We start from the raw sequence: 19,025 nt of genomic DNA, 5'->3' as shown, positions 1-19,025 counted from the left end.
AGGGCTGGGAAACGCGCGCACATCGCCATCCATCCCGGCGAGGCGCCTTCAAACAGTGCCCTTCAGTGTAGCGGCACTCACTTTAGTTCCGCTCGCTAAGTTACTGCCCCACCCCGCTGACGCTAGGCCACGATAGCCCACGTCACCACGAAGATGAGGATGATGACAACGACAGTCACCGTAATGATGAGGGCGTTTGAATTATCCTTCGCAGGTGGCCGGTTGCTTGCTCGCTGCGGCGTGGAACGGCGTTGCACGGTGGACCCTGGCATCGCCGGCGTCACCGGTGTAGAGGGTGAGACAGTCCCGGGGGACGCGATCGGGTTCGAGGGGGCGACGAAGCCAGTAGGCCTTGCCCGCTCCACGGACCCGAAGGACGCGGAGGGTTCCGGCCAGCGTTGGGAAGGTTGAGGATGCTGGCCAAACTGGCTCGGCTGCCCAGCTCGTCCGGCATTTCGCGGTTGCTCTGACTGCGGCGCGGGATGCTGGGGCGGAGCGATACGCGCGGCAGCCGTGGTGGCGGACGACGCACGCTGGGAGGGGTGGGGCTGGGAGACGTCGTCAAGCGCGGCGATGAAGTCCTGGGCCCGCGCATAGCGCTGCATGGGCACGCTGTTGAGAGCCTTGTTCAGGACGGTCTGTATTTCCGACACAACGTGCTTTGTGTCATCAGCAAGGAACTGGGCGAAGGCGTCGCTGGACAGATCCGGGATGCGCCGCTGCCCTTCCCACTCGCTGCGCGGCATCGTGTCTTTGAGGTGATGAAGAGTGAGCATCTCGAAGGCGATGAGCGCCAAGGAGTAGTCGTCCGCGCGCGCCGACATATCATCATCGCCATAAGCATTGCCATTGTTCTCCGGGGCCAAGTATTTCTCAGTACCCACAATGTGACCGATTTTGGTCAGGCGAGATTGGCCTTCCTCAATGCTTATTCCGAAGTCACTTAGCACAGCCGGCGGCAAGCTGCCGGGGTTCTTGCGCAGCAGAATATTGGCGGGTTTGATGTCCCGATGCACCCACCCAGGATGTAGTTCATGGTGCATATAATCCAGCGCCGAGGCAATTGGTTTGAGGTAATACACAACCTCAGCCACGCTAAATCCCCGGCCCTTTTGGGCCCGCTCTCGAATGGCATGCCCCAAGGTTTTGCCGTCGATGAAGGCCATGACCATCACGTCATCTCCGCGCGGGGTGGACTCCTTAGAATAAAACTGGACCACACCTGGGTGACTACCAATCCTGGTGAGCGCTTTCATTTCATTGTGGAAACGCGCGCGGGAGGCTTCATCCCGGACATCATCCAACAGCACCTTGACGGCGAGCTCACGGGAAAGGTCCGGATCGGTAGCATGAAAGACCTGCCCCATGCCGCCTTCACCCAGCAGGTACACATTGATGTAGCGCTTCTGCTGGGTCAGCCATTGCACGAAGTAGGAATTAGTCACTGCCCCATTGGACCATATGCACTGGGCAGCATGATGTTGCCATGTCCCATCGCCCCCAAATGGAGGGTACTTAAGCGCGGTTCCGTCCGGTATTACAAGGCCGGTTATGCTACGTGTTGTTCTCTACTGTTTTCCAAGGACCCTATGACGACCCCAGGATTTGGCACTAACCATCACGAGCATAAGACCCCTACGCCGGTGTCGGGCCAATCTCGGCAGCCCCAATCGGAACAGCGCAACCTCGTTCCGATCATCTGCGCGATCGCAATTCTCATTGCGCTGCTGATTGCGGGCCTCGTGATTTGGTATGACGTCCGTTCCACCAATCAAGAGCCTTCCGGCGCGAGCGCAACCTCGGAGCAGACAGCTCCAGAGGAAAATGACCCCGCACTTCAAGGCCCTTCCCCTCAAGACTCCGCCCCCAAGGAAGGCGCGGACGCAGACAACGAAGAAGGCCACGCCGCAGCACCGAGCGAACAGGCTCCGGAGACTACAGCTAGCGCTGGGGCGGCCGACGTCCCGGAAGGCCTCACTGCTGCTGGTTGGTCCGATTACCCTGAGGCCCGCTGCCAGCAAGGTGAAGACATGATCTTCGCCGCTCATGGCACCGATCCCGATTCACACATTGTGGTCTGTGAAAAGCAGGACTCCCTCTTCTACCGCGGTGTCTGGTCCAGCGGCGCTGCCTTTGGCCCGGCAGGTGGCGAAGGTGATTCCTTCAGCGCCACGATTCTCGATCCGACGAGCGGGGATGACACCGGCTCCGTGCTCAACATCCGCGGCAAGGACTATGACATCGATGGCGAGGCCGGCGAATTCGAGGACTACTGGCCGCGCTAGCGCCTTAACATCGCTCGTGCTTCTTAAACAGCGCCCTGCTGGCATCCGGCGTCGGGCCACTCGACCTCCGCAGTGGCCAGTTGTGTGACCACGCGGCTCAGCATCTGCTGCGCCTCACCATAATCCCCAGAAGGCGCTGCGGCATAAATAGCCACCGCCACCGTATGCTCGCCGAGGGTGATAAGTCCCATCTGGCGGGCTTCATAGGAGCCGTCCTCGGCCGGCCCCCAGCCCCCCTTCATCACCGCACCTTCCAAGGTGCGCAGTCCATAATGCTGAGCGGGATCCGGCTGCCCCATGGCCACTAGGATTGGATCCGCGCCTTCTTGGCATCCCAGAGCTGCGATGAATTCCGCTTGCTGGGATACCGACCACTGAGTTTGGCCGAAGGCACTAAAACCGGGGCGCGGCGGCGTAGCGGGGACCGTGGAGGTGCCAATGATGGCTTGGGTGGCTTGTGCAGCCTGTTCTCCCCCACCGAGGGCCTCCCAGAGGGAATCGGCTGCGGCATTATCGGAGTACGTGATCGCCCGGGACACGACGTCTGCTTCCGCCACCCCGGCGCGTTCGGCGGCAATAGCCAGCGGAACTTTCACCGTGGACCACGCGGGCAGCGGGTCTGTGATGCCGGCCGCTGCGACGGTCCCTGAGCCTGCCACCGCAATTCCGGTTCCCGGGTTGTCCGCAGCGATGGCGTCGACGGCTTCCTGAAGGTCGGTGGCTTTAATCACGGTTGGTTCCTTGTCGAGGGCTGGGCCAGCGGCGGGTCCATCAGATACCTCTGCCCCGGAATCAGGCAGCGTGGGCTGTGGGCTGCTCGCAGGTGCGCTGGGCTCAAGCGTGGTGACATCCCCAATGGTGCAGGCGCTGAGCGACGCCCCCACCAGCGCTGCCAGTACTGCCATCCGGCGCCGCGGCTGTGCAGGGCTGTGACGGCACATTGCTACCTGTTTCATTGTTGACCGCCTGAGCATTAGAGGATGAGCACAACCGCGTTGTTGCCGCCTGTACAGGTGACAAATTCACCGTTATCGGAACAATCCATGGTGTAGGTGATCTCGGTGACTGGGCTGTAGGCCTTAATGGTGGCATCAAACTCGTGGGTTTCCACGTAGTGCTTGACGTACTCATCGCGCACAACGTTGGCGAAGGATTCCGTCGTTACCACTGTTCCACGGTAGACGCTGTTGAAGTTGCCACCCGGTTCGTTGTTGCGCGCGGCGTCGTTTGCCGGGATCGCCCCCTCGGGCAAGTCGGGGTGCTCGGGGCGCTTCTGCGACTGAGTGGTCGTCGTGGTCTGCTCCGAACTCTTTTCAGAGCTCTCCGCGCTCGACGTGCTGTCCTGCGCACTGTCGTTCTGTTCAGTGAGTTGGGCGGTAGTCAGCGGCGATCCGGCCTGGGAACCAGAATCTGCGTGCTTAAAGAAAAAGATGTAGGCCAGCGCGGCCATAACGAGGACAACCGCCAGAATCAGCACAGCGATGAGCACAAACTTGCCGGAGTTGGAGGAGCTGCCGCTTCCGCCACCCTCTTGAGAATAACCAGCGGGGTACCCTGCTGGCTGCTGATCATACTGTCCGTCACCGTCCAGCGACGCTGGCTGGGATGAGAATTGCTGCGTCTGGAACGGCTGCTGTTGGCCGTACTGGCCTGATGCGCCGGGGGTGACAAAGGGATTCGAGTAGTTGCGCTCACCCGATTGCGCATAATTCTGATTTCCTCCCGCGTTCTGCGGGAAATTCTGTGGCTGCATGGAACGCTGTTGCGTCGGCGGCGCTTCAAAATCCGCGGTCTCCGGGTGGGTATCTTCACGGGAAGGCTGCGGCTGGCCACCGTTTCCCTGCGGGTGCTGTGCGCCGAATCCATGGTTGCGATCTGAGTCAGTCACCGAAGCCTCCGTAGATCTAGACGTTCTGGTTATGCCCTATAGGCGTTTTCTATCTTTCTTATCTTTGCACAGCCGCCGCGGTTGTGGTGGCGTTCGTGCATCGTTCCGCGTTCGCGCGGCGGTGTTTCCACGGCTTTTCGTTTCTGGTGGGGAGTAGTCCCACGGATTTACGTCTATTCCCGCGTAGACAGTGGTTAAGGGTTTAGATTATTAGAGGTATCTCACTGCTCTATCTCCTGCGCACGGAAAGGTTGCTAATCTCCCAGCCATGACGTTTCCTACCGGCCCTTCGGGCACTCCGCCACGTAACTCTGGTTCCTCCGGCTTCGGTTCACCCGCTCCAGGGTTTGGCCGCCCCGGCACCCCCGGCGGTGCTCACGGCCCGGGTGGCGGTTTTGGTGCTCCTTCCGGCCCACCCAACCCATCCGGTCCGCAGCACTCCGGTCCAGGTAGTTCTCAGGGCGGGTTCGGCAACACTCCACCGTTTGGTGGGCAGCCCAGTGGCGGCAACACGCAACCATTCGGTGGCGGTGCGCCCACACCGCCGAGTCCGCCTCAACCCACAACGTACACCGCTCCGGAACCGCCGAAGGGCAAAGGTCGCTTCAGCGGTGCCATCGCCGCGCTGATTGCTCTGCTCGTCATCCTGGCGGTCATCCTCGGCGTCGGTGCATGGTTTATCTGGGGACGCGAGTCGTCCGACTCAAGCCACACCGGTGCATCCTCTGAACCGACCTCAACAGCTTCGCTTTCGGGAACTCCTCTTGCCACCAGCGGCCGTATCGATACCGACCTGGAAGCAGACGGCGTGGTCATTGCCCGCACTTTCTTTCCGGATTCCTATGTCTCGCGCTCCGGCAGCACCAACATCGCTGATGTGCAGCTGGGCGAAGGCCATAGCCAACTCAACGCGGTCTTTGGTTTCAGCGATGACCGGGAAAATACCGATGTTGCCAGCGCCACCGTGACCGTCAACGGTGCTGACGGTACTGAGCTGGCTTCCTTCGAGATTCCGGCAGAGGAAGCCCTCGAGATGCCCATCAACATCGCAGACCACCAGGACCTGCGCTTTACATTTACGTATAAGGACGCCAACGGCAATCCCGCGGACAACACTGGCTTCGCCGTGGCTTCCCTCCACGCGCAGTAGTGCACCCCTCACGCAGTGGCGCCGCTACTGCCCTAGTTGCCAAAGTTATAGCCTCTGACTGCGTGGCGGCGCCTAACTTCGTCGTTTAGGGCACTTGTTGGCCTCTAGGAAAACTCCCATGTATGCGAAAGCCGCCTCCCGTTCCCACGCAGTGACGCGCGCGAATGAAGACGGCGGCAGTGCGCTGCACACGGCAGCGCCACATTTACGCTCTAGTGGAAGAAGTGGCGAGTACCGGTGAAGTACATCGTCACCCCGGCCTTCTTGGCGGCCTCGATGACTTCCTCATCGCGGATGGAGCCACCTGGCTGCACCACGGCCTTCACGCCGGCGTCGAGGAGAACCTCTAGGCCATCGGCAAACGGGAAGAAAGCATCGGAAGCAGCGAAGGAGCCCTCGGTGCGGTTGGCACCGTCGGCCAGCGTGTTAGCGCGCTCCACCGCAAGCTTGGCGGAATCGACGCGGTTGACCTGTCCCATGCCGACACCCACGGTGGCGTTGTCCTTGGCCAGCAGGATGGCGTTGGACTTCACCGCGCGCACGGAACGCCAGGCGAATTCGAGCTGTGCCAAATCAGACTCGTTCAGTGCCTCACCCGCAGCAAGCGTCCAGTTGGCCGGGTTATCGCCCTCTGCCTGGTAGGTATCCGGCTCCTGGGTGAGCATGCCACCGGAGATAAACTTAACTTCCTCCTTAGGCGCTTCATGCTCTGCCTGCAGCACGCGCAGGTTCTTCTTGGTCTTGAGAATATCGATGGCGCCCTCCTCGTAGGACGGAGCCACAATGACCTCAGTGAAGATTTCCTTGACCTGCTCAGCCATTTCCACGGTGACCTCACGGTTGACAGCAATAACGCCGCCGAAAGCGGACATCGGGTCGCAGGCATGCGCCGCGCGGTGAGCAGCCGCGATGGACTCCTCAGACACCGCGATGCCGCACGGGTTGGCGTGCTTGATGATGGCCACGCACGGGCGCTCATGATCCCAGGCGGCGCGCCACGCGGCGCCGGCATCCTGGTAGTTGTTGTAACTCATCTCCTTGCCGTTGAACTGCTTCGCGTTGGCCAAACCAGTCGTGCCGATGCGGGTCACGGTCGCGGACTGATGGGAGTTCTCGCCGTAGCGCAGCGGGGTGGTCTCCTCGCCCTCGCTGAGCTGATCGACGAACCACGCAGACACCGCGGCGTCGTAATCAGCGGTGTGCAGGAAGGCATCACGAGCCAAGGCACGGCGCTGCTCCAGCGTGAAGCCACCATTGGCCACAGCGTCAGCGACCTCGCCATAGCGGGCAGGATCCACGACCACCGCAACAGACGGGTGATTCTTCGCCGCCGCGCGCACCATGGACGGACCTCCGATATCGATCTGCTCCACGCAGCCATCGAAGTCCGCACCGGAGGCGACGGTTTCGCGGAAGGGGTACAGGTTCACCACGACGAGCTGGAAGGGCTCTACCTCAAGCTCCTTAAGCTGGTTGAGGTGATCCTCCTTGCGGGTATCCGCCAGGATTCCTGCGTGCACGCGCGGGTGCAGGGTCTTCACACGGCCCTCAAGGCACTCCGGGAAGCCAGTGAGCTTCTCGACGGGCGTGACCTCAATGCCCAAGTCCGCGATCTTCTTCGCGGTGGAACCGGTGGAAACGATCTCCACACCAGCGTTATCGAGGGACCGCGCGAGGTCTTCGAGACCGGTCTTGTCATAAACGCTGATTAGCGCGCGCTTGATGTTCTTAGGATCTTCGCTCATGGTACGGGGACTTAAGCCTTCCTTGCGGTAATGAGATAGTTAGAGCTGAATGCTGAGCGTCTCGCCCTCCACGCGCATCGCGCGGAGAACTTTGACGATAAGTTCTCTTTCGACCACTTTGATGCGCTCATGCAAGCTGGCCTCATCATCCTCTGCCAGAATCCGGACGGGTTCCTGGGCAATGATGGAGCCGGTATCGACGCCGGCATCAACAAAGTGGACGGTTGAGCCTGTGACTTTGGCACCGTAGGCCAGCGCATCACGCACGCCATGCGCGCCTTTGAAGGCGGGCAAGAGCGCGGGGTGAGTATTGATGGTGCGACCTTCGAAGCGATCCAGAAAATCCTTCCCCAGGATCTTCATGAAACCTGCGGAAACAACAACGTCTGGTTGCGCAGTATCCACTGCAGTAACCAGACGTCTATTCCATTCAGCTCGGTCAGCACCCATCTCTACGACCTCGGTGGCAATTCCCGCTGCCTGTGCGCGCTCAATGCCCTTGCAAGGGACATCCGCGATGACTTTCACGACGCTGTAGTGCTCATCCTGGCTATCCAGGATGGCCTGCAATAAGGAGCCGGTTCCAGAAACTAGAACCACGACGTTGAGGCGGGCAGTAGCAGCGGGCTGATGCGGTGTAGTCACGCGCTACAGCCTAGCCGCTACCGCCGCGAACCGGGGAATTTTCACTCTTTAATGGAGCCCTCGGGCTCTTCGCTCTCCTCTGCGACTGGAGTGTACTCCGCATCGCCGTCCTGATCCGCTACTGCTTCGTCTTCAACTTCGGATTGGGAGTCGACGTCAGCATCGCCCGTTTCCACGATTTCTGCATCACTCACATCAGCCTCAGGCACAGCCTCCGTCTCAGCGTCAGCCTCTACTTCGGAATCGGCTTCCTCCGTATCACTCTTCGCCTCGGTATCAGCCTCATCCTCGGTGTCAGTCTCGACCTGAGCCTCTGCATCGATGTCGATCTCAGTACCGGTGTCGGTATCGACACCGGTGTCGTCGTCAAGCGCTGTTTGTTCCTGCTCGTGTTCTTCCTGAGCGGCGCTGGTGGAGTCCTCAGTGGCCTCCTCAACGTCCTCGGCTACAGCCGAATCTTCCGGCTCAGCGACCGGGGCGGTGGCGCGGCGCGCACGCCACGCGGTCACTGCCTGTGCTGTGGCAAATGCGCAGCCTACGACAAGGCACCACAGGGAGCTCAACCCCACCGCGGTCCAGACTTCAGGTCCTGTGTATCCGTACACGCCCAGCGTGCCGGAAACGCCGTAGATCGCCACGAGGGATGTCACTGCCACCGTGACGGCAGCAACGAGTGCCACTTGGAAAGACACCAGGGCGCGGCGACGAGCAAATGCCACCACGGCTGCGATTGCCGGGACCACCAACAAAACCGCGAACCAAGGGCTAATGGAAGGCGGAACTGCAGCAGCCAAAGGAAGCGGCGGAAGCGGAACTAGATGGCCACTGAAAAGGCTAACGCTGGTGCCCTCACCAATGTGTACCTCCGAGCCACTCAACACTGCGCCGGCAGCCACCGCGGCGTTGGGGAGGTAAAAGATGCTCACCAGGAACAGACTGATGGTTCCTAGCGCGTTAAGCTCCGGATAGCTCGACAGCATCTCAGCCTGGCGCGACCAACCGAATCCCCACAGGATCAACACTAGGACGAAGCCGGCAGCAACCAGGTATCCGAGGTAGGCCAGGCCGATGTGGGCGGCGTCGACAAACACTCGGGGAATACCGCTGCGCTTAGCCAAGGCCTTCCACAGCCGCGGCCCCATGCCGCCGATGAGCGCAGCCGCATGAAGCAGGAGCATGCGGGGAAGAACGCGATAAAGCTCCGGAGGGGAAACGTCATAGACCTTCCCTGCGTCCCACAGCATCAGCCACGCAATGAAAGTCAGGACGAGTGGCACCAACAGCACGCAGGCGCTCAAAACGAGCAAGTCGTTTATGCTCGCCTTATCTTTGACCGCCGCCCGCACACGGCGGCCCACCAGCCAAGCTAAAAGCAACGCGGGAAGAACCGGGATGAACCCCAGATCAATCCCACCGGCACGAATAGGTGCAAGGTTAAACACCATCCAGGCCTCCCCGACAATGGTGTTCAGCCACGCTGATGGGGAGCTGGTGAGAAGAAGTGCCGCGATGGCCACCACGAGGATGCCGAGGACGACAACGAGGTGCGGAACACCGACAACGATGAGCATGCGGCGAATGCGCCCGCGCAGTGTCGTCGGGGCCTGGGCGCGACGGGCACGTGCCTTATCGGATTCGATTCCTTTGATGCGCTGCGCTGGATCCCGGCGATCCCGGCGGTATCCTCGCTCAGAGTGCTCAGCGCCATCACCGCGTCCACGCACGTGCGCGCGTGGACGAGCAGACGACCTGGACTGGGGACTCGTGTTCTTATTCATCGGCGTCCACTTTGCCACGGGCACCTCCCCCATCGGGGGTGGCGCGACGAGGTCTGATTCAAAAGGTCCGGCACACCCCCGAACGGATACTCTTTAATTACTTCATCCGCGGATCAGAAACATCCACGCGCGCCTCATTACAGATAAGCTAGTGCCCAGCGATTGATTCACTTTATTAACAGTAAACAGCTGCCGTATCAGAACGTAGAAGTCTTTCGGCACATTAAGAAGAAAAACCGCAATCCGGGTTGCTCTGCTCCCGCCGAGACGCTACTGTTACATCTCGTTGGCAACAGGAAGGTCACAATCGGATAACCAACCAGGTTTAGACGTAACGATTGTTCTGGCTGGACGATAGTGAATTAGGACGGAAGAAGAGTTCATGCGAAGCAAGACTCAGCGAAGCGCAGGTCGTCACCGCAAAATCACCACCTCGCAGACTGCGAAGGGGCGTCTGGCGGTCATGACTGTCGCGGCAGGCGCAGTGTCCACCGCAGGCGTTGGCGGTGCAGCCGCAGGTACCATTCAATCCGCCGGCACCGGCGAGACCAAGGCGCAGTCCATCGACTACACCTTGCAGGCAGATACCGATCCGCTCAAGGACGCACAGGCCGCCGTCGAGGATGCCGCACCGCAGATCCTCTCCATCGCAGAGACCAAGCCGGTCGCCGACTTGGCCACCCAGCTGGACAAGGCCATCCAGGCTGCCGATGCACGCGCAGCAGCCGATGAGGCTAACCGTGCACCGTCCGTTGCCCGCCCGGCAGAAGGCGCTTTCACCTCTGGCTTCGGCCCCCGCTGGGGCTCCTTCCACTCCGGCATCGACATTGCCAATGCCGTGGGCACCCCAATCCTCTCCGTCATGGACGGCACCGTCATCGATTCCGGCCCGGCTTCCGGCTACGGCCAGTGGATCCGCATCAAGCACGATGACGGCTCCATGAGCGTTTACGGCCACATGCAGACCCTCGACGTCGCTGTGGGCGAGCGCGTTCACGCCGGCCAGAAGATCGCAGGCATGGGCTCCCTGGGCTTCTCCACCGGCTCCCACCTGCACTTTGAAATTCACCCCACCGGTGAGGGCGCTGTGGACCCCATTCCGTGGCTCGCAGAGCGCGGAGTCAACATTTCTTAAGCGCTAACCAACCTAGCCTTCCAACAACTTTCAGGCGGCACAGAGCACTTTTGCCCTGTGCCGCTTTTCGCATCTCACCCACTCCGCCCCGCCTTCGTGCACGCTCCACCGCATACCCCACACTGGGGTACATGGAGGGGGTGCTGAAAGATTCCTTCCCGAAAACTCTTGACCGACCCAAAGGTTACCCAGTAACTTACCGGGTATGTACCGATTGCATCCTCCTCTTACCCTCCGAACAGGAGGTGACCATGTCCGTCAAACACTCCGTGCTTGCTCTGCTGAGTGAAGAGCCCGCCACGGCCAGCCACATCAAAACCCGCTTTGCTGAAACCTTTGATAACCTCTGGCCGCTCAACATGGGCCAAGTCGCCCAAACCTTAAGCCGCTTGGAACGCGATGGACTCATCGCCACTGACGGCGAGCTCACCGGCCCCACCGGGCGCCGCGCCACCAGCTATGCCATCACCAACGCAGGCCGTGAGGAACTCTCGCAGTGGTGGATGTCCACCTTGCACAACGACGCCATCGAGCGCGATGAGCTCGTACTCAAAGTGTCACTTGCAGCGCGACGCTCCGATATCGACGTCATCGCCGTCCTTGACGCCCAGCGCTTTGCCACCGTCCGCCAACTTCGTGAGCTCAACCGCCAAGCCTCGGAACTCCCCGCAGAGCGCAGCGCCCAGCGCTTGGCCGTCGAGCGCCAAATCTTCGACCTGGAATCTCTCTCACGCTGGCTCGACCGCGTGGAGTCCCTGTCCAACCCAGCCACCACCGCCACCGAGGAGGAAACCCGATGACCCCCGACTCTGTGCCCACGACCCAGCACATTCCTTTCCCGCTCGAACTTGAGAACATCACCTGCGTCTTCGGTAGCGGCGCCCGCCAGGTCACCGCCCTGGATTCGGTCAACCTGCAGCTACAACCGGGCGAGTTGGTCGCCGTTATGGGCCCCTCCGGCTCCGGCAAATCCACGCTGCTCAACGTCGCAGGTCTGCTCCAACCACCAACATCAGGACGCGTGCTTCTCGACGGCGCCGATGCCTCCCAGCTCTCCAAGGCCAAGGCAGCTATCGCTCGCCGCCGACACCTTGGTTTGGTATTTCAGCACTTCAACCTAGTGTCTTCCCTCACCGTCGGAGAGAATGTGTCCCTCCCTCTTGAACTAGACGGACTCTCGCCTGCGCAATGCCGCGAAGCTGCTGAGCAAGCACTCAATGAGGTCGGTCTCGACGGCACCATCGACCGCTTCCCGGAGGAAATCTCCGGCGGCCAAGCCCAGCGCGTGGCCATTGCCCGCGCGCTCATCGGCCCGCGTAAGGTACTGCTCGCCGATGAACCTACCGGAGCTTTGGATACCTCGACGGGTGAGGAGATCATGAAGGTTTTGCGCGCGCGTATCGACGCCGGCGCCTCCGGAATCCTCGTCACCCACGAGCCGCGTTTCGCGGGCTGGGCCGACCGCGTCGTCATGGTTCGTGACGGACGCCTGACCGGCGAGGAGGCGCGTTAGTATGTCCGGCATTGATGCCGCCACCCGGCCTACCCGGCGCGACCTGTGGCGCCACCCGTGGCGCACGCTGGCCGCTGTCATGCTCATCGCGCTGCCAGTGGCCCTCGTGGTTGGAATGGCGCTCTTTGACAACTCCTCCGGTCGGCTCTCCGCGGCCTTGAACTCACCCGAACGGGCCCTGCAGGTGAGCGGCGAGCGCCCGGAGATTAGCAATGAAGACGTCCCACGCTTGGCTGCCGAGGTGCTTCCTGAAGGCCTCAGCGTCAGCCCCGTCACCACTTTTTCGAATGCTTCGCTTATCCATAATGGAAAGTCGACGAAATCTTGGGTAGACCAGTTTGACACCGAGAACCCTCCGGAGCTGGCACAGGAGGTCGTCGACAACTTCAACCTTGGCCCCAATCAAGCAGTTCTGTCGCGTTCAACAGCCCACAAGATCAACGCCTCCGTTGGGGATTCCATCACCGTGCGCACCAGCGCCCTGAGCGGTGACCACCAAGCCACAGTCGCGGCTATTGCGCCCGAGCAGTTTGACTTTGTCACCTCCCCCACGCTCAATGCCGCCCTCAGCGACCCGTCCTTTCAGATACACACCTCCTGGGTCATCGTGGGTGATACACCGCTCACCAAGGAGGATGCCGACCGTGCCCGTGAAGCCGGGCTGGGGATCTGGGCACCGGAACTACGGAATATAGATCGGCCCGATTCTGAGCCGGAGTCCTTCGGCGGAATCCTGAGCAGCATTCTTTTCATTCTCTTCTTCGTCGGCCTCTATGCCATTGCCGGATTGCTCATCCTTTTCCTTCTCGCCCCCGTCTTCACGCTGGCCACTGGACGCAATACCCGCCTGTACGCACTGATGTCGAGCCAAGGCGCACTGCCGCGCCACATCATGTTCGCAGTGATGGCTTATGGCCTACTGATGGGGCTTATCGGCGCCACTATCGGCGTGGTTGCTGGCCTCGCGGCTTCGTGGATGTGGTGGACAGCACGCTACCCGGATTTTGCTGCACGCCCGCCTTTCCTGGCCATTGCCCTCGCCTGGCTCGTGGCGGTGGCAGGCTGTGTCATTGTCTCCATCGTTCCTGCGTGGTTGGCGCAACGTGGTGCTTTAGCCACGGCGATCCAGGGCGCCGCACCCGACCGCCTCTTGCGCTTCCGGCGGTGGATGGCCGTCGGCCCCGCATTCCTGCTTCTGCTCGTGTTATTCAGCTTCACTCCCTGGGGAAAGTACATCCCTACGGTGCTGGCTCTCTTCGGAGTCATCGCGGTTGCCGCCTCAGCCCCGGCCTTGGTCTTCTTGTGCTCCCTGCTGTCTCGCCGGGGCCCTCTCTCGTTTCGCCTGGCCGGACGGGGCCTGACCCGGCGCAGCATGCATGCCTTGCCGACGTCCATCGCTCTCGTTTCAGTTGCCTTCGTAGCCTCCCTGTTTGGCGTGGGCATCATGACGGATAGCGCAAAGACCACCGCCGAAGAAAAGCTCGTCATGCCGCCTACTTCTGCGCTGATTGAGGAGACAACGTTTGAGCAACCAACGCAGGTTTCCACGCCGGAAGAACGCGCAGCGGTAGAGGCCATCCTGCAGACCACCACTGCCCGCACATATCCCTTCTATGCTTTCCCCTCGTGGACGACGTCCTACAGCCTTCCGGAGGAAGGCACCTTCTATGAGCTCAGTACCGAGTTTGATTACCAGTGTGAACAGGTCGATCTCAGCAAACCAGTTGAGAAGGCAGTCTTTGTGGATAATCAGGGGCGGCGCACCGATGAGTCCGAGGAGGCTCGCCAAGAATGCGCCCACGAGCTGATGACGTCATTTCCTTATAACCCGTTGATCTATCAAAGCAGGATGATTAAAACGGATTCTTCCCAGCTTGAGCTCTGGCAGTTCGACTCGGAGGAAGATCGCCGCGCAGCGGCGCAGACATTGGACGCCGGGGGCATCGTGCTTCCCCACAGCAGCCACGTCGGCGATAACACGCACGGCACGGTGACTCTAAAGTCCTATAGCCGCATTGACAGCCAAGAACCGAGCGGGACGCAGGAGGCCGATCTACCGGTTGTTGAGGCCCTGCCTACTGCGGCCCGCGACGTGGTCTTGATTAGCCAGCAGGCGGCGGAAAAGCTAAACATGGAGCCCTTCTACGTGGGCCAAGCCCTCACGTTCGACGAACCCCCAAGCGAGTCAGAGCGCGAAGAGCTGCGCGACCTGACAGCGAGCGCTTCGCAGTCGCGATACTCGCTGAACTTCGCTGTTTCTACCCCGGAGAGCTTCCGTTACTACCTGGGCCTCGGCGTAGGTATCGTCTGCCTGATTGTGCTCGCGCTCATCATTGCCAACGCCGCAAGCAGCATGCGCCAGGAAAGCACCGTGCTGCAATCCATCGGCGCCCACCCCTCATTGATGGCCAAGGTGGCGGCATGGCAGACCTGGATGCTAGCCACCACAAGCATGCTCTTTGGCGTGATTGCCGGCCACCTCGGCACATACTTCTTTGCCGATAGCTCCGGATACGCCTACTCGACGCCACCCTATGGTCTGCGTCTGCAGGACTATTTCACCCCAGACTGGTGGCAGTTCCTCGCCGTGCTCGTCGTGCCGCTCATCGCCGCCGCACTGGCGGCTGCGGTGAATCGCAGCGACAGGACGGGCCCGCTGACCGCACGGGATCGCAGCGAATCACGTTCGCTGACATAGCCCCGCAAGCCCCTTTGTTCCCCGGCCGAGCTTTCGGCTGGGGAACTGCTCTTTCACACCCCCATAACCTACCCCCATTCTTTAAACCTCTACTTTACCCCTGTAACAATTTTCACTTCTTTCACACGTGTGACACGCTGGGGTGTTCGATAGTTTTTCGAACAATCCCTGTATTTACCTGCATTTTTAGACATTGCGCAGGGTGATAGCTCGGGATAGTTTGTATCTCGTTGCCACAGAGCCTCAGCATGCCGACGCAATCGCGCCGGCGTGTCGCAGGCTTCAAGGCGCATAACGGCTGTATGGCCGTGCCCTATCGCTCACAAGCTTCCTGCCGCTGACGCCGGCGGAAGCGAGCCACAGCAGGACTTAAGGACGTGAAGTTATGAAGCGCACGCTCAGCGCACTCGCCGCCGTGGCGGTCACCACCGCTACCGTGACGGCCCCAGCGTTCGCCGCCGAACCGGCAGCAAGCGTGGATGTCTCCGACGGGTCCTCCCAGGGCCCTACCGCCGGCGACATCGAAGTCAAGGAAGACTCCAAGGCCGACCTCTTCAAAGCATTCTCCGGGCTAATCGTGTCCACGGCCGGAGCCCTCAACGGGGCCTCCACCCCGGAGATCAACTCCACGCAGGACGGCTTCGAAATCATTCTCGATCCCTCCAGCATTCCTGGTCTCGCCGAGGCCTTCGCCCCGCAGGGCGATCACTCCGGCCTCACCCCTACTCGCGGCCAAGATGCGAACGGTAATACCGTGGTCTTTCCGACCTCCGGAACCTTTACCTCTGGCTTTGGCCCGCGGTGGGGTTCCTTCCACAACGGCATCGACGTAGCGAACCCAATCGGCACGCCCATCTACGCCGTCATGGACGGAGAGGTCATCTCTTCCGGCGCAGCCCAAGGCTTCGGAAACTGGATCCGCATTCAGCACGACGACGGCACCATCACCGTCTACGGCCACATGCCCAGTGATCAGCTCTTGGTCAACGTCGGTGACCGAGTCTCGGCCGGCGACCAGATCTCCGTCATCGGCAACGAGGGCCACTCCACCGGCCCGCACCTGCACTTCGAAGTGCACCCGGGCGGCGGCGCGGCCGTTGATCCGGTGGATTGGTTCAGCGAGCGCGGCATCCTCATCTAAAGCTTTAAAGCTTTTCCATCGGCACACCGCCGATGAGCATGAGGCGGACCTTGCCCGCTGAACCGAAGTCCACGGTGACCGTCGCACGCGCGCCGGTACCGGAGGCTTCGATGACCGTGCCCAGCCCGTATTTCGCGTGGTTGACACGGTCCCCCACAACTAAATTGAGATGGTTATTCTTCGGCATCGATGTTGCCGAAGCTGGCTTGCGCGAGCGCTGCGAAGGGGAAGACGCAGCGCCCCGCGAGCCATAGCCGCCCCCACGGAAGAACCCACTATCTGAACCGAAGGTTCGCCCGTATTGGTAGGAATCATCTCCACCCCACGCGCTGGACAGCGAGCTGTCTGGTTCTTCACGGCGCCAGTCGATGAGGTCCTCTGGGACCTCGGCGAGGAAGCGACTGGCCGGATTCGTTACCGGGTTGCCCCAGGACGAACGGAGAATCGCGCGCGTGAGGTAGAGCTGTTCCCTCGCTCGCGTAATGCCCACGTAAGCAAGGCGGCGCTCCTCACTAAGCTCCTTCGGGTCCCCTAGGGAGCGCATGTGCGGGAATTGGCCATCCTCCCAGCCGGTGAGGAAAACGACGGGGAACTCAAGGCCCTTTGCGGTATGCAGCGTCATCAACGTGACCACCCCGGACTCGTGATCAGGAATCTGATCCGCATCCGCCACGAGCGAAACCTTTTCAAGGAACGCCTGAAGCGAGCCCGGCGCGGCTTCGCCCTCCGAAAGCTCCGGGGCATCCTCTGCGTCCGCGCCCATAAAGGCCATTTCATTGGCCGCCTCAGAGCTAAACTCGCGCGCCACCGATACCAACTCGTTGAGGTTGTCGAGGCGTGCCCCATCCTGCGGGTCATTGGAGTTTTCAAGCTCCGCTCGGTAACCGGTGGCGTCAAGAAGCGCGTTGAGCAACTCCCCCAAATCCGGTTGGCCCGTCACCTCATTGACCATGCCCGGAATCTGCGCGCGCACGCCCTCCATCATCTCGTTGAATTTGGTGACGGCATTGACCGCCCGCGTGCCAAGGCCTACGACCTTTCCTTCCGCCGCATCACGGAGAGCCGCCCCAAAACTAACGCCAAGGTTCTCCGCATGAAGCGCGATCTGCGCCTGCGCCTTGTCACCGATGGCGCGCTTAGGCACGTTGATGATGCGGCGCAAGCTCACCGTGTCATCCGGATTATCCATAATGCGCAGATAAGCCACCATGTCCCGAATCTCGCGGCGCTCGTAGAAACGCGTGCCACCGACCACCTTGTACGGGATGCCCGAGCGCACGAAAATATCCTCCAACGCGCGGGAGGCGTTGTTGGTGCGGTACATCACCGCAATATCCGAATAGGCCGTGCCTTTATCCGCCAGGGAATCAATTTCTGAGGCGATATACCGTGCCTCATCGTGCTCGTTATCCGCCACGTAGCCGACAATCTTTTCGCCCTGACCGTGGGCTGTCCATAGGTTCTTCTCGCGGCGGCCCTCATTCTTCGCAATGACCGCGTTCGCCGCATTCAGAATGGTCTGCGTCGAACGGTAGTTTTGCTCAAGCAGAATCGTGTGCGCCTGCGGGTAGTCCCGCTCGAACTCCTGAATATTCCTGATGGTGGCGCCGCGGAAGGCATAAATCGACTGATCCGAATCACCCACCACACACAGTTCCGGAGCATCCGGCGGCAGCTCGCCCCTGCCCACCAAGGCCGAAACAAGCGCGTACTGCGCGTGGTTGGTGTCCTGGTATTCGTCGATAAGCACATGCTTAAAGCGGCGACGATAAAACTCCACTACCTGCGGGTGCTGGTTAAAGATGCGCACTACTTCCCCGATGAGGTCATCGAAGTCCACCGCGTTCGCGGCACGCAGGCGGCGCTGATATTCCTCGTACACACTCGCCACAGTGAGCTCGAAAGGATTCTTCGTCCGCTCCGCCTCCGCCCGGGCCTGCTCCGGGGAAATGAGCTCGTTCTTGCGGTTCGAGATCTGGTTAGCCAAAACACGCGCCGAGTACTTCTTCAGGTCCAGCTGCATATCTTTTGCAATCATGGTGAGCAGCCGGCGCGCATCATCGCCGTCATAGATGGTGAAATTGGTGTTCAACCCCGGCACCAGTTGGGCGTTATTGCGCAAGATGCGCACGCAAATGGAGTGAAAAGTGGACACCCACATCCGCTCAGCCACGGGGCCAACCAGCTGGCCGACGCGCTCCTTCATCTCCGCGGCTGCCTTGTTAGTAAAGGTAATGGCGAGGATCTGCCACGGGGCGACCCCGCGCTCGCGCATAAGGTACGCAATGCGTCGGGTCAGCACCGCGGTCTTACCCGAGCCCGCGCCGGCCACGATGAGCAGCGGCGAGCCCGAATGCGTCACGGCCTCTTCTTGTTGCGGGTTTAGTCCTTCCAGCAACGGATCGGAGCACTGACCGGAAGGGGCATCCGCGTTGTGTCCGGGCGTCGGAAATAAGCCACCAGCGGTGGCGTCAGCGGAAGGATCAGAAGAAGAACGAGGCCTAAACGGAGATGTGTTATTCATAATGCTCTCCAACCTACTAGCACCACCGGACATTGCCTCCCACACCACTTCTTATCGGCGAATCCCAACGTCTTAAGCTCATGATTCCCGTTTGTCTTAGCAGGGTGGCACAATCTTGACTCATGAGCGCTTCACATCCTGACACCGCAGATTCGGGCTTAAACCCCGAGCACCAAAATCCCAACGTCGTGGACAATGGACTCGATATTCGCATGCCCTCGGGCACGGATGACCCGCTCAGCGATGCCGAGATTCAGCGCTACCGCGAGGAGATCAACCGCCTCGACCGCGTCATCCTCGACGCTATTAAGCGCCGCACCGATATTTCCCGCACGATTGGTAAGACGCGCATGAGCTCGGGCGGTACCCGTTTGGTGCACACCCGCGAAATCGCCATCCTCAATGAATTCCGTGACGAGCTCGGTGAGGAAGGCCCCGCCATCGCTTCTGCCCTGCTGCGTTTGGGACGCGGAAAGCTGGGCTGAGTGCCAACTCGGCTCAGGGAGCACCTCACGGACTAGTC

Annotated in this window: 15 protein-coding genes; 8 read left to right on the top strand and 7 right to left on the bottom strand. The window is 60.9% G+C overall.

Going from position 1 to position 19,025, the window contains the following annotated elements; genetic code table 11:
* Positions 1-122: 122 nt before the first annotated feature.
* Positions 123-1,445 carry a serine/threonine-protein kinase gene (locus CAURIM_RS04225; protein WP_201828511.1) on the bottom strand — a complete coding sequence of 441 codons (1,323 nt, stop codon included), beginning with the start codon at positions 1,443-1,445 and terminating at the stop codon, positions 123-125.
* Between the two features lie 144 nt (positions 1,446-1,589).
* Between CAURIM_RS04225 and CAURIM_RS04220 the strand changes: the two genes are divergently transcribed.
* Entirely contained in the window at positions 1,590-2,285 is a 696-nt protein-coding gene (locus tag CAURIM_RS04220; RefSeq protein WP_201828512.1) for a hypothetical protein, read from the top strand.
* A gap of 23 nt (positions 2,286-2,308) precedes the next feature.
* On the opposite strand, the gene CAURIM_RS04215 is transcribed toward CAURIM_RS04220, so the two are convergent.
* Both CAURIM_RS04215 and CAURIM_RS04210 read right to left on the bottom strand, forming a co-directional pair.
* Positions 2,309-3,190: a serine hydrolase gene (locus tag CAURIM_RS04215; protein WP_236659302.1), complete on the bottom strand. Its 882-nt coding sequence runs from the start codon at positions 3,188-3,190 to the stop codon at positions 2,309-2,311.
* A 68-nt stretch (positions 3,191-3,258) separates the two neighbouring features.
* Positions 3,259-4,173, bottom strand: a complete 915-nt coding sequence (locus CAURIM_RS04210) for a hypothetical protein (RefSeq protein ID WP_201828513.1) — start codon at positions 4,171-4,173, stop codon at positions 3,259-3,261.
* Between the two features lie 268 nt (positions 4,174-4,441).
* Here CAURIM_RS04210 and CAURIM_RS04205 point away from each other — a divergent pair, with 268 nt between their 5' ends.
* Positions 4,442-5,323: a flagellar basal body-associated FliL family protein gene (locus CAURIM_RS04205; RefSeq protein ID WP_201828514.1), complete on the top strand. Its 882-nt coding sequence runs from the start codon at positions 4,442-4,444 to the stop codon at positions 5,321-5,323.
* Between the two features lie 212 nt (positions 5,324-5,535).
* Here CAURIM_RS04205 and purH read toward each other — a convergent pair whose 3' ends face one another.
* The 3 genes from purH to CAURIM_RS04190 are packed head-to-tail and all read right to left on the bottom strand — an operon-like array spanning position 5,536 to position 9,509.
* Entirely contained in the window at positions 5,536-7,068 is a 1,533-nt protein-coding gene (purH, locus tag CAURIM_RS04200; protein ID WP_201828515.1) for a bifunctional phosphoribosylaminoimidazolecarboxamide formyltransferase/IMP cyclohydrolase, read from the bottom strand.
* A gap of 39 nt (positions 7,069-7,107) precedes the next feature.
* Positions 7,108-7,713, bottom strand: coding sequence for a phosphoribosylglycinamide formyltransferase (gene purN / locus CAURIM_RS04195; protein ID WP_201828516.1), 606 nt, complete (start codon positions 7,711-7,713; stop codon positions 7,108-7,110).
* Between the two features lie 41 nt (positions 7,714-7,754).
* Positions 7,755-9,509 carry a cell division protein PerM gene (locus CAURIM_RS04190; RefSeq protein ID WP_201828517.1) on the bottom strand — a complete coding sequence of 585 codons (1,755 nt, stop codon included), beginning with the start codon at positions 9,507-9,509 and terminating at the stop codon, positions 7,755-7,757.
* Between the two features lie 364 nt (positions 9,510-9,873).
* Between CAURIM_RS04190 and CAURIM_RS04185 the strand changes: the two genes are divergently transcribed.
* The 5 genes from CAURIM_RS04185 (at position 9,874) to CAURIM_RS04165 (ending at position 15,978) form a co-directional block, all read left to right on the top strand.
* Positions 9,874-10,626 (top strand): M23 family metallopeptidase, encoded by a 753-nt coding sequence (locus CAURIM_RS04185; RefSeq protein WP_201828518.1) that lies wholly within the window; start codon positions 9,874-9,876, stop codon positions 10,624-10,626.
* Between the two features lie 251 nt (positions 10,627-10,877).
* Positions 10,878-11,426 carry a helix-turn-helix transcriptional regulator gene (locus tag CAURIM_RS04180; RefSeq protein WP_070745798.1) on the top strand — a complete coding sequence of 183 codons (549 nt, stop codon included), beginning with the start codon at positions 10,878-10,880 and terminating at the stop codon, positions 11,424-11,426.
* Positions 11,423-12,139 carry an ABC transporter ATP-binding protein gene (locus CAURIM_RS04175; protein WP_201828519.1) on the top strand — a complete coding sequence of 239 codons (717 nt, stop codon included), beginning with the start codon at positions 11,423-11,425 and terminating at the stop codon, positions 12,137-12,139. The genes CAURIM_RS04180 and CAURIM_RS04175 overlap by 4 nt, the downstream gene beginning before the upstream one ends.
* Position 12,140: 1 nt before the next feature.
* Complete coding sequence (locus CAURIM_RS04170; protein ID WP_201828520.1) at positions 12,141-14,837, top strand: FtsX-like permease family protein; 2,697 nt, start codon at positions 12,141-12,143, stop codon at positions 14,835-14,837.
* 385 nt (positions 14,838-15,222) lie between these two features.
* Positions 15,223-15,978 carry a M23 family metallopeptidase gene (locus CAURIM_RS04165; RefSeq protein WP_201828521.1) on the top strand — a complete coding sequence of 252 codons (756 nt, stop codon included), beginning with the start codon at positions 15,223-15,225 and terminating at the stop codon, positions 15,976-15,978.
* 4 nt (positions 15,979-15,982) lie between these two features.
* On the opposite strand, the gene pcrA is transcribed toward CAURIM_RS04165, so the two are convergent.
* Complete coding sequence (gene pcrA / locus CAURIM_RS04160) at positions 15,983-18,502, bottom strand: DNA helicase PcrA (protein ID WP_201828522.1); 2,520 nt, start codon at positions 18,500-18,502, stop codon at positions 15,983-15,985.
* A 122-nt stretch (positions 18,503-18,624) separates the two neighbouring features.
* On the opposite strand from pcrA, the gene CAURIM_RS04155 reads away from it, so the two are divergent.
* Positions 18,625-18,987 carry a chorismate mutase gene (locus CAURIM_RS04155; protein ID WP_070563325.1) on the top strand — a complete coding sequence of 121 codons (363 nt, stop codon included), beginning with the start codon at positions 18,625-18,627 and terminating at the stop codon, positions 18,985-18,987.
* Positions 18,988-19,025: the final 38 nt, after the last annotated feature.

This window comes from Corynebacterium aurimucosum, assembly GCF_030408555.1.
In the GTDB taxonomy this organism is placed as follows: Bacteria; Actinomycetota; Actinomycetes; order Mycobacteriales; family Mycobacteriaceae; genus Corynebacterium; species Corynebacterium aurimucosum.
Note: the sequence above shows the minus strand (reverse complement) of the source record. Positions and strands in the feature narration are given on the sequence as shown.

Excerpts from the sequence above, each read along its gene's own strand:
- CAURIM_RS04205 (WP_201828514.1), top strand. The coding sequence starts at position 4,442 with ATGACGTTTCCTACCGGCCCTTCGGGCACTCCGCCACGTAACTCTGGT.
- pcrA (WP_201828522.1), bottom strand. The coding sequence starts at position 18,502 with ATGAATAACACATCTCCGTTTAGGCCTCGTTCTTCTTCTGATCCTTCC.
- CAURIM_RS04155 (WP_070563325.1), top strand. The coding sequence starts at position 18,625 with ATGAGCGCTTCACATCCTGACACCGCAGATTCGGGCTTAAACCCCGAG.
- CAURIM_RS04185 (WP_201828518.1), top strand. The coding sequence starts at position 9,874 with ATGCGAAGCAAGACTCAGCGAAGCGCAGGTCGTCACCGCAAAATCACC.
- purH (WP_201828515.1), bottom strand. The coding sequence starts at position 7,068 with ATGAGCGAAGATCCTAAGAACATCAAGCGCGCGCTAATCAGCGTTTAT.
- CAURIM_RS04170 (WP_201828520.1), top strand. The coding sequence starts at position 12,141 with ATGTCCGGCATTGATGCCGCCACCCGGCCTACCCGGCGCGACCTGTGG.
- CAURIM_RS04165 (WP_201828521.1), top strand. The coding sequence starts at position 15,223 with ATGAAGCGCACGCTCAGCGCACTCGCCGCCGTGGCGGTCACCACCGCT.
- CAURIM_RS04175 (WP_201828519.1), top strand. The coding sequence starts at position 11,423 with ATGACCCCCGACTCTGTGCCCACGACCCAGCACATTCCTTTCCCGCTC.
- CAURIM_RS04180 (WP_070745798.1), top strand. The coding sequence starts at position 10,878 with ATGTCCGTCAAACACTCCGTGCTTGCTCTGCTGAGTGAAGAGCCCGCC.
- CAURIM_RS04220 (WP_201828512.1), top strand. The coding sequence starts at position 1,590 with ATGACGACCCCAGGATTTGGCACTAACCATCACGAGCATAAGACCCCT.
- CAURIM_RS04215 (WP_236659302.1), bottom strand. The coding sequence starts at position 3,190 with ATGGCAGTACTGGCAGCGCTGGTGGGGGCGTCGCTCAGCGCCTGCACC.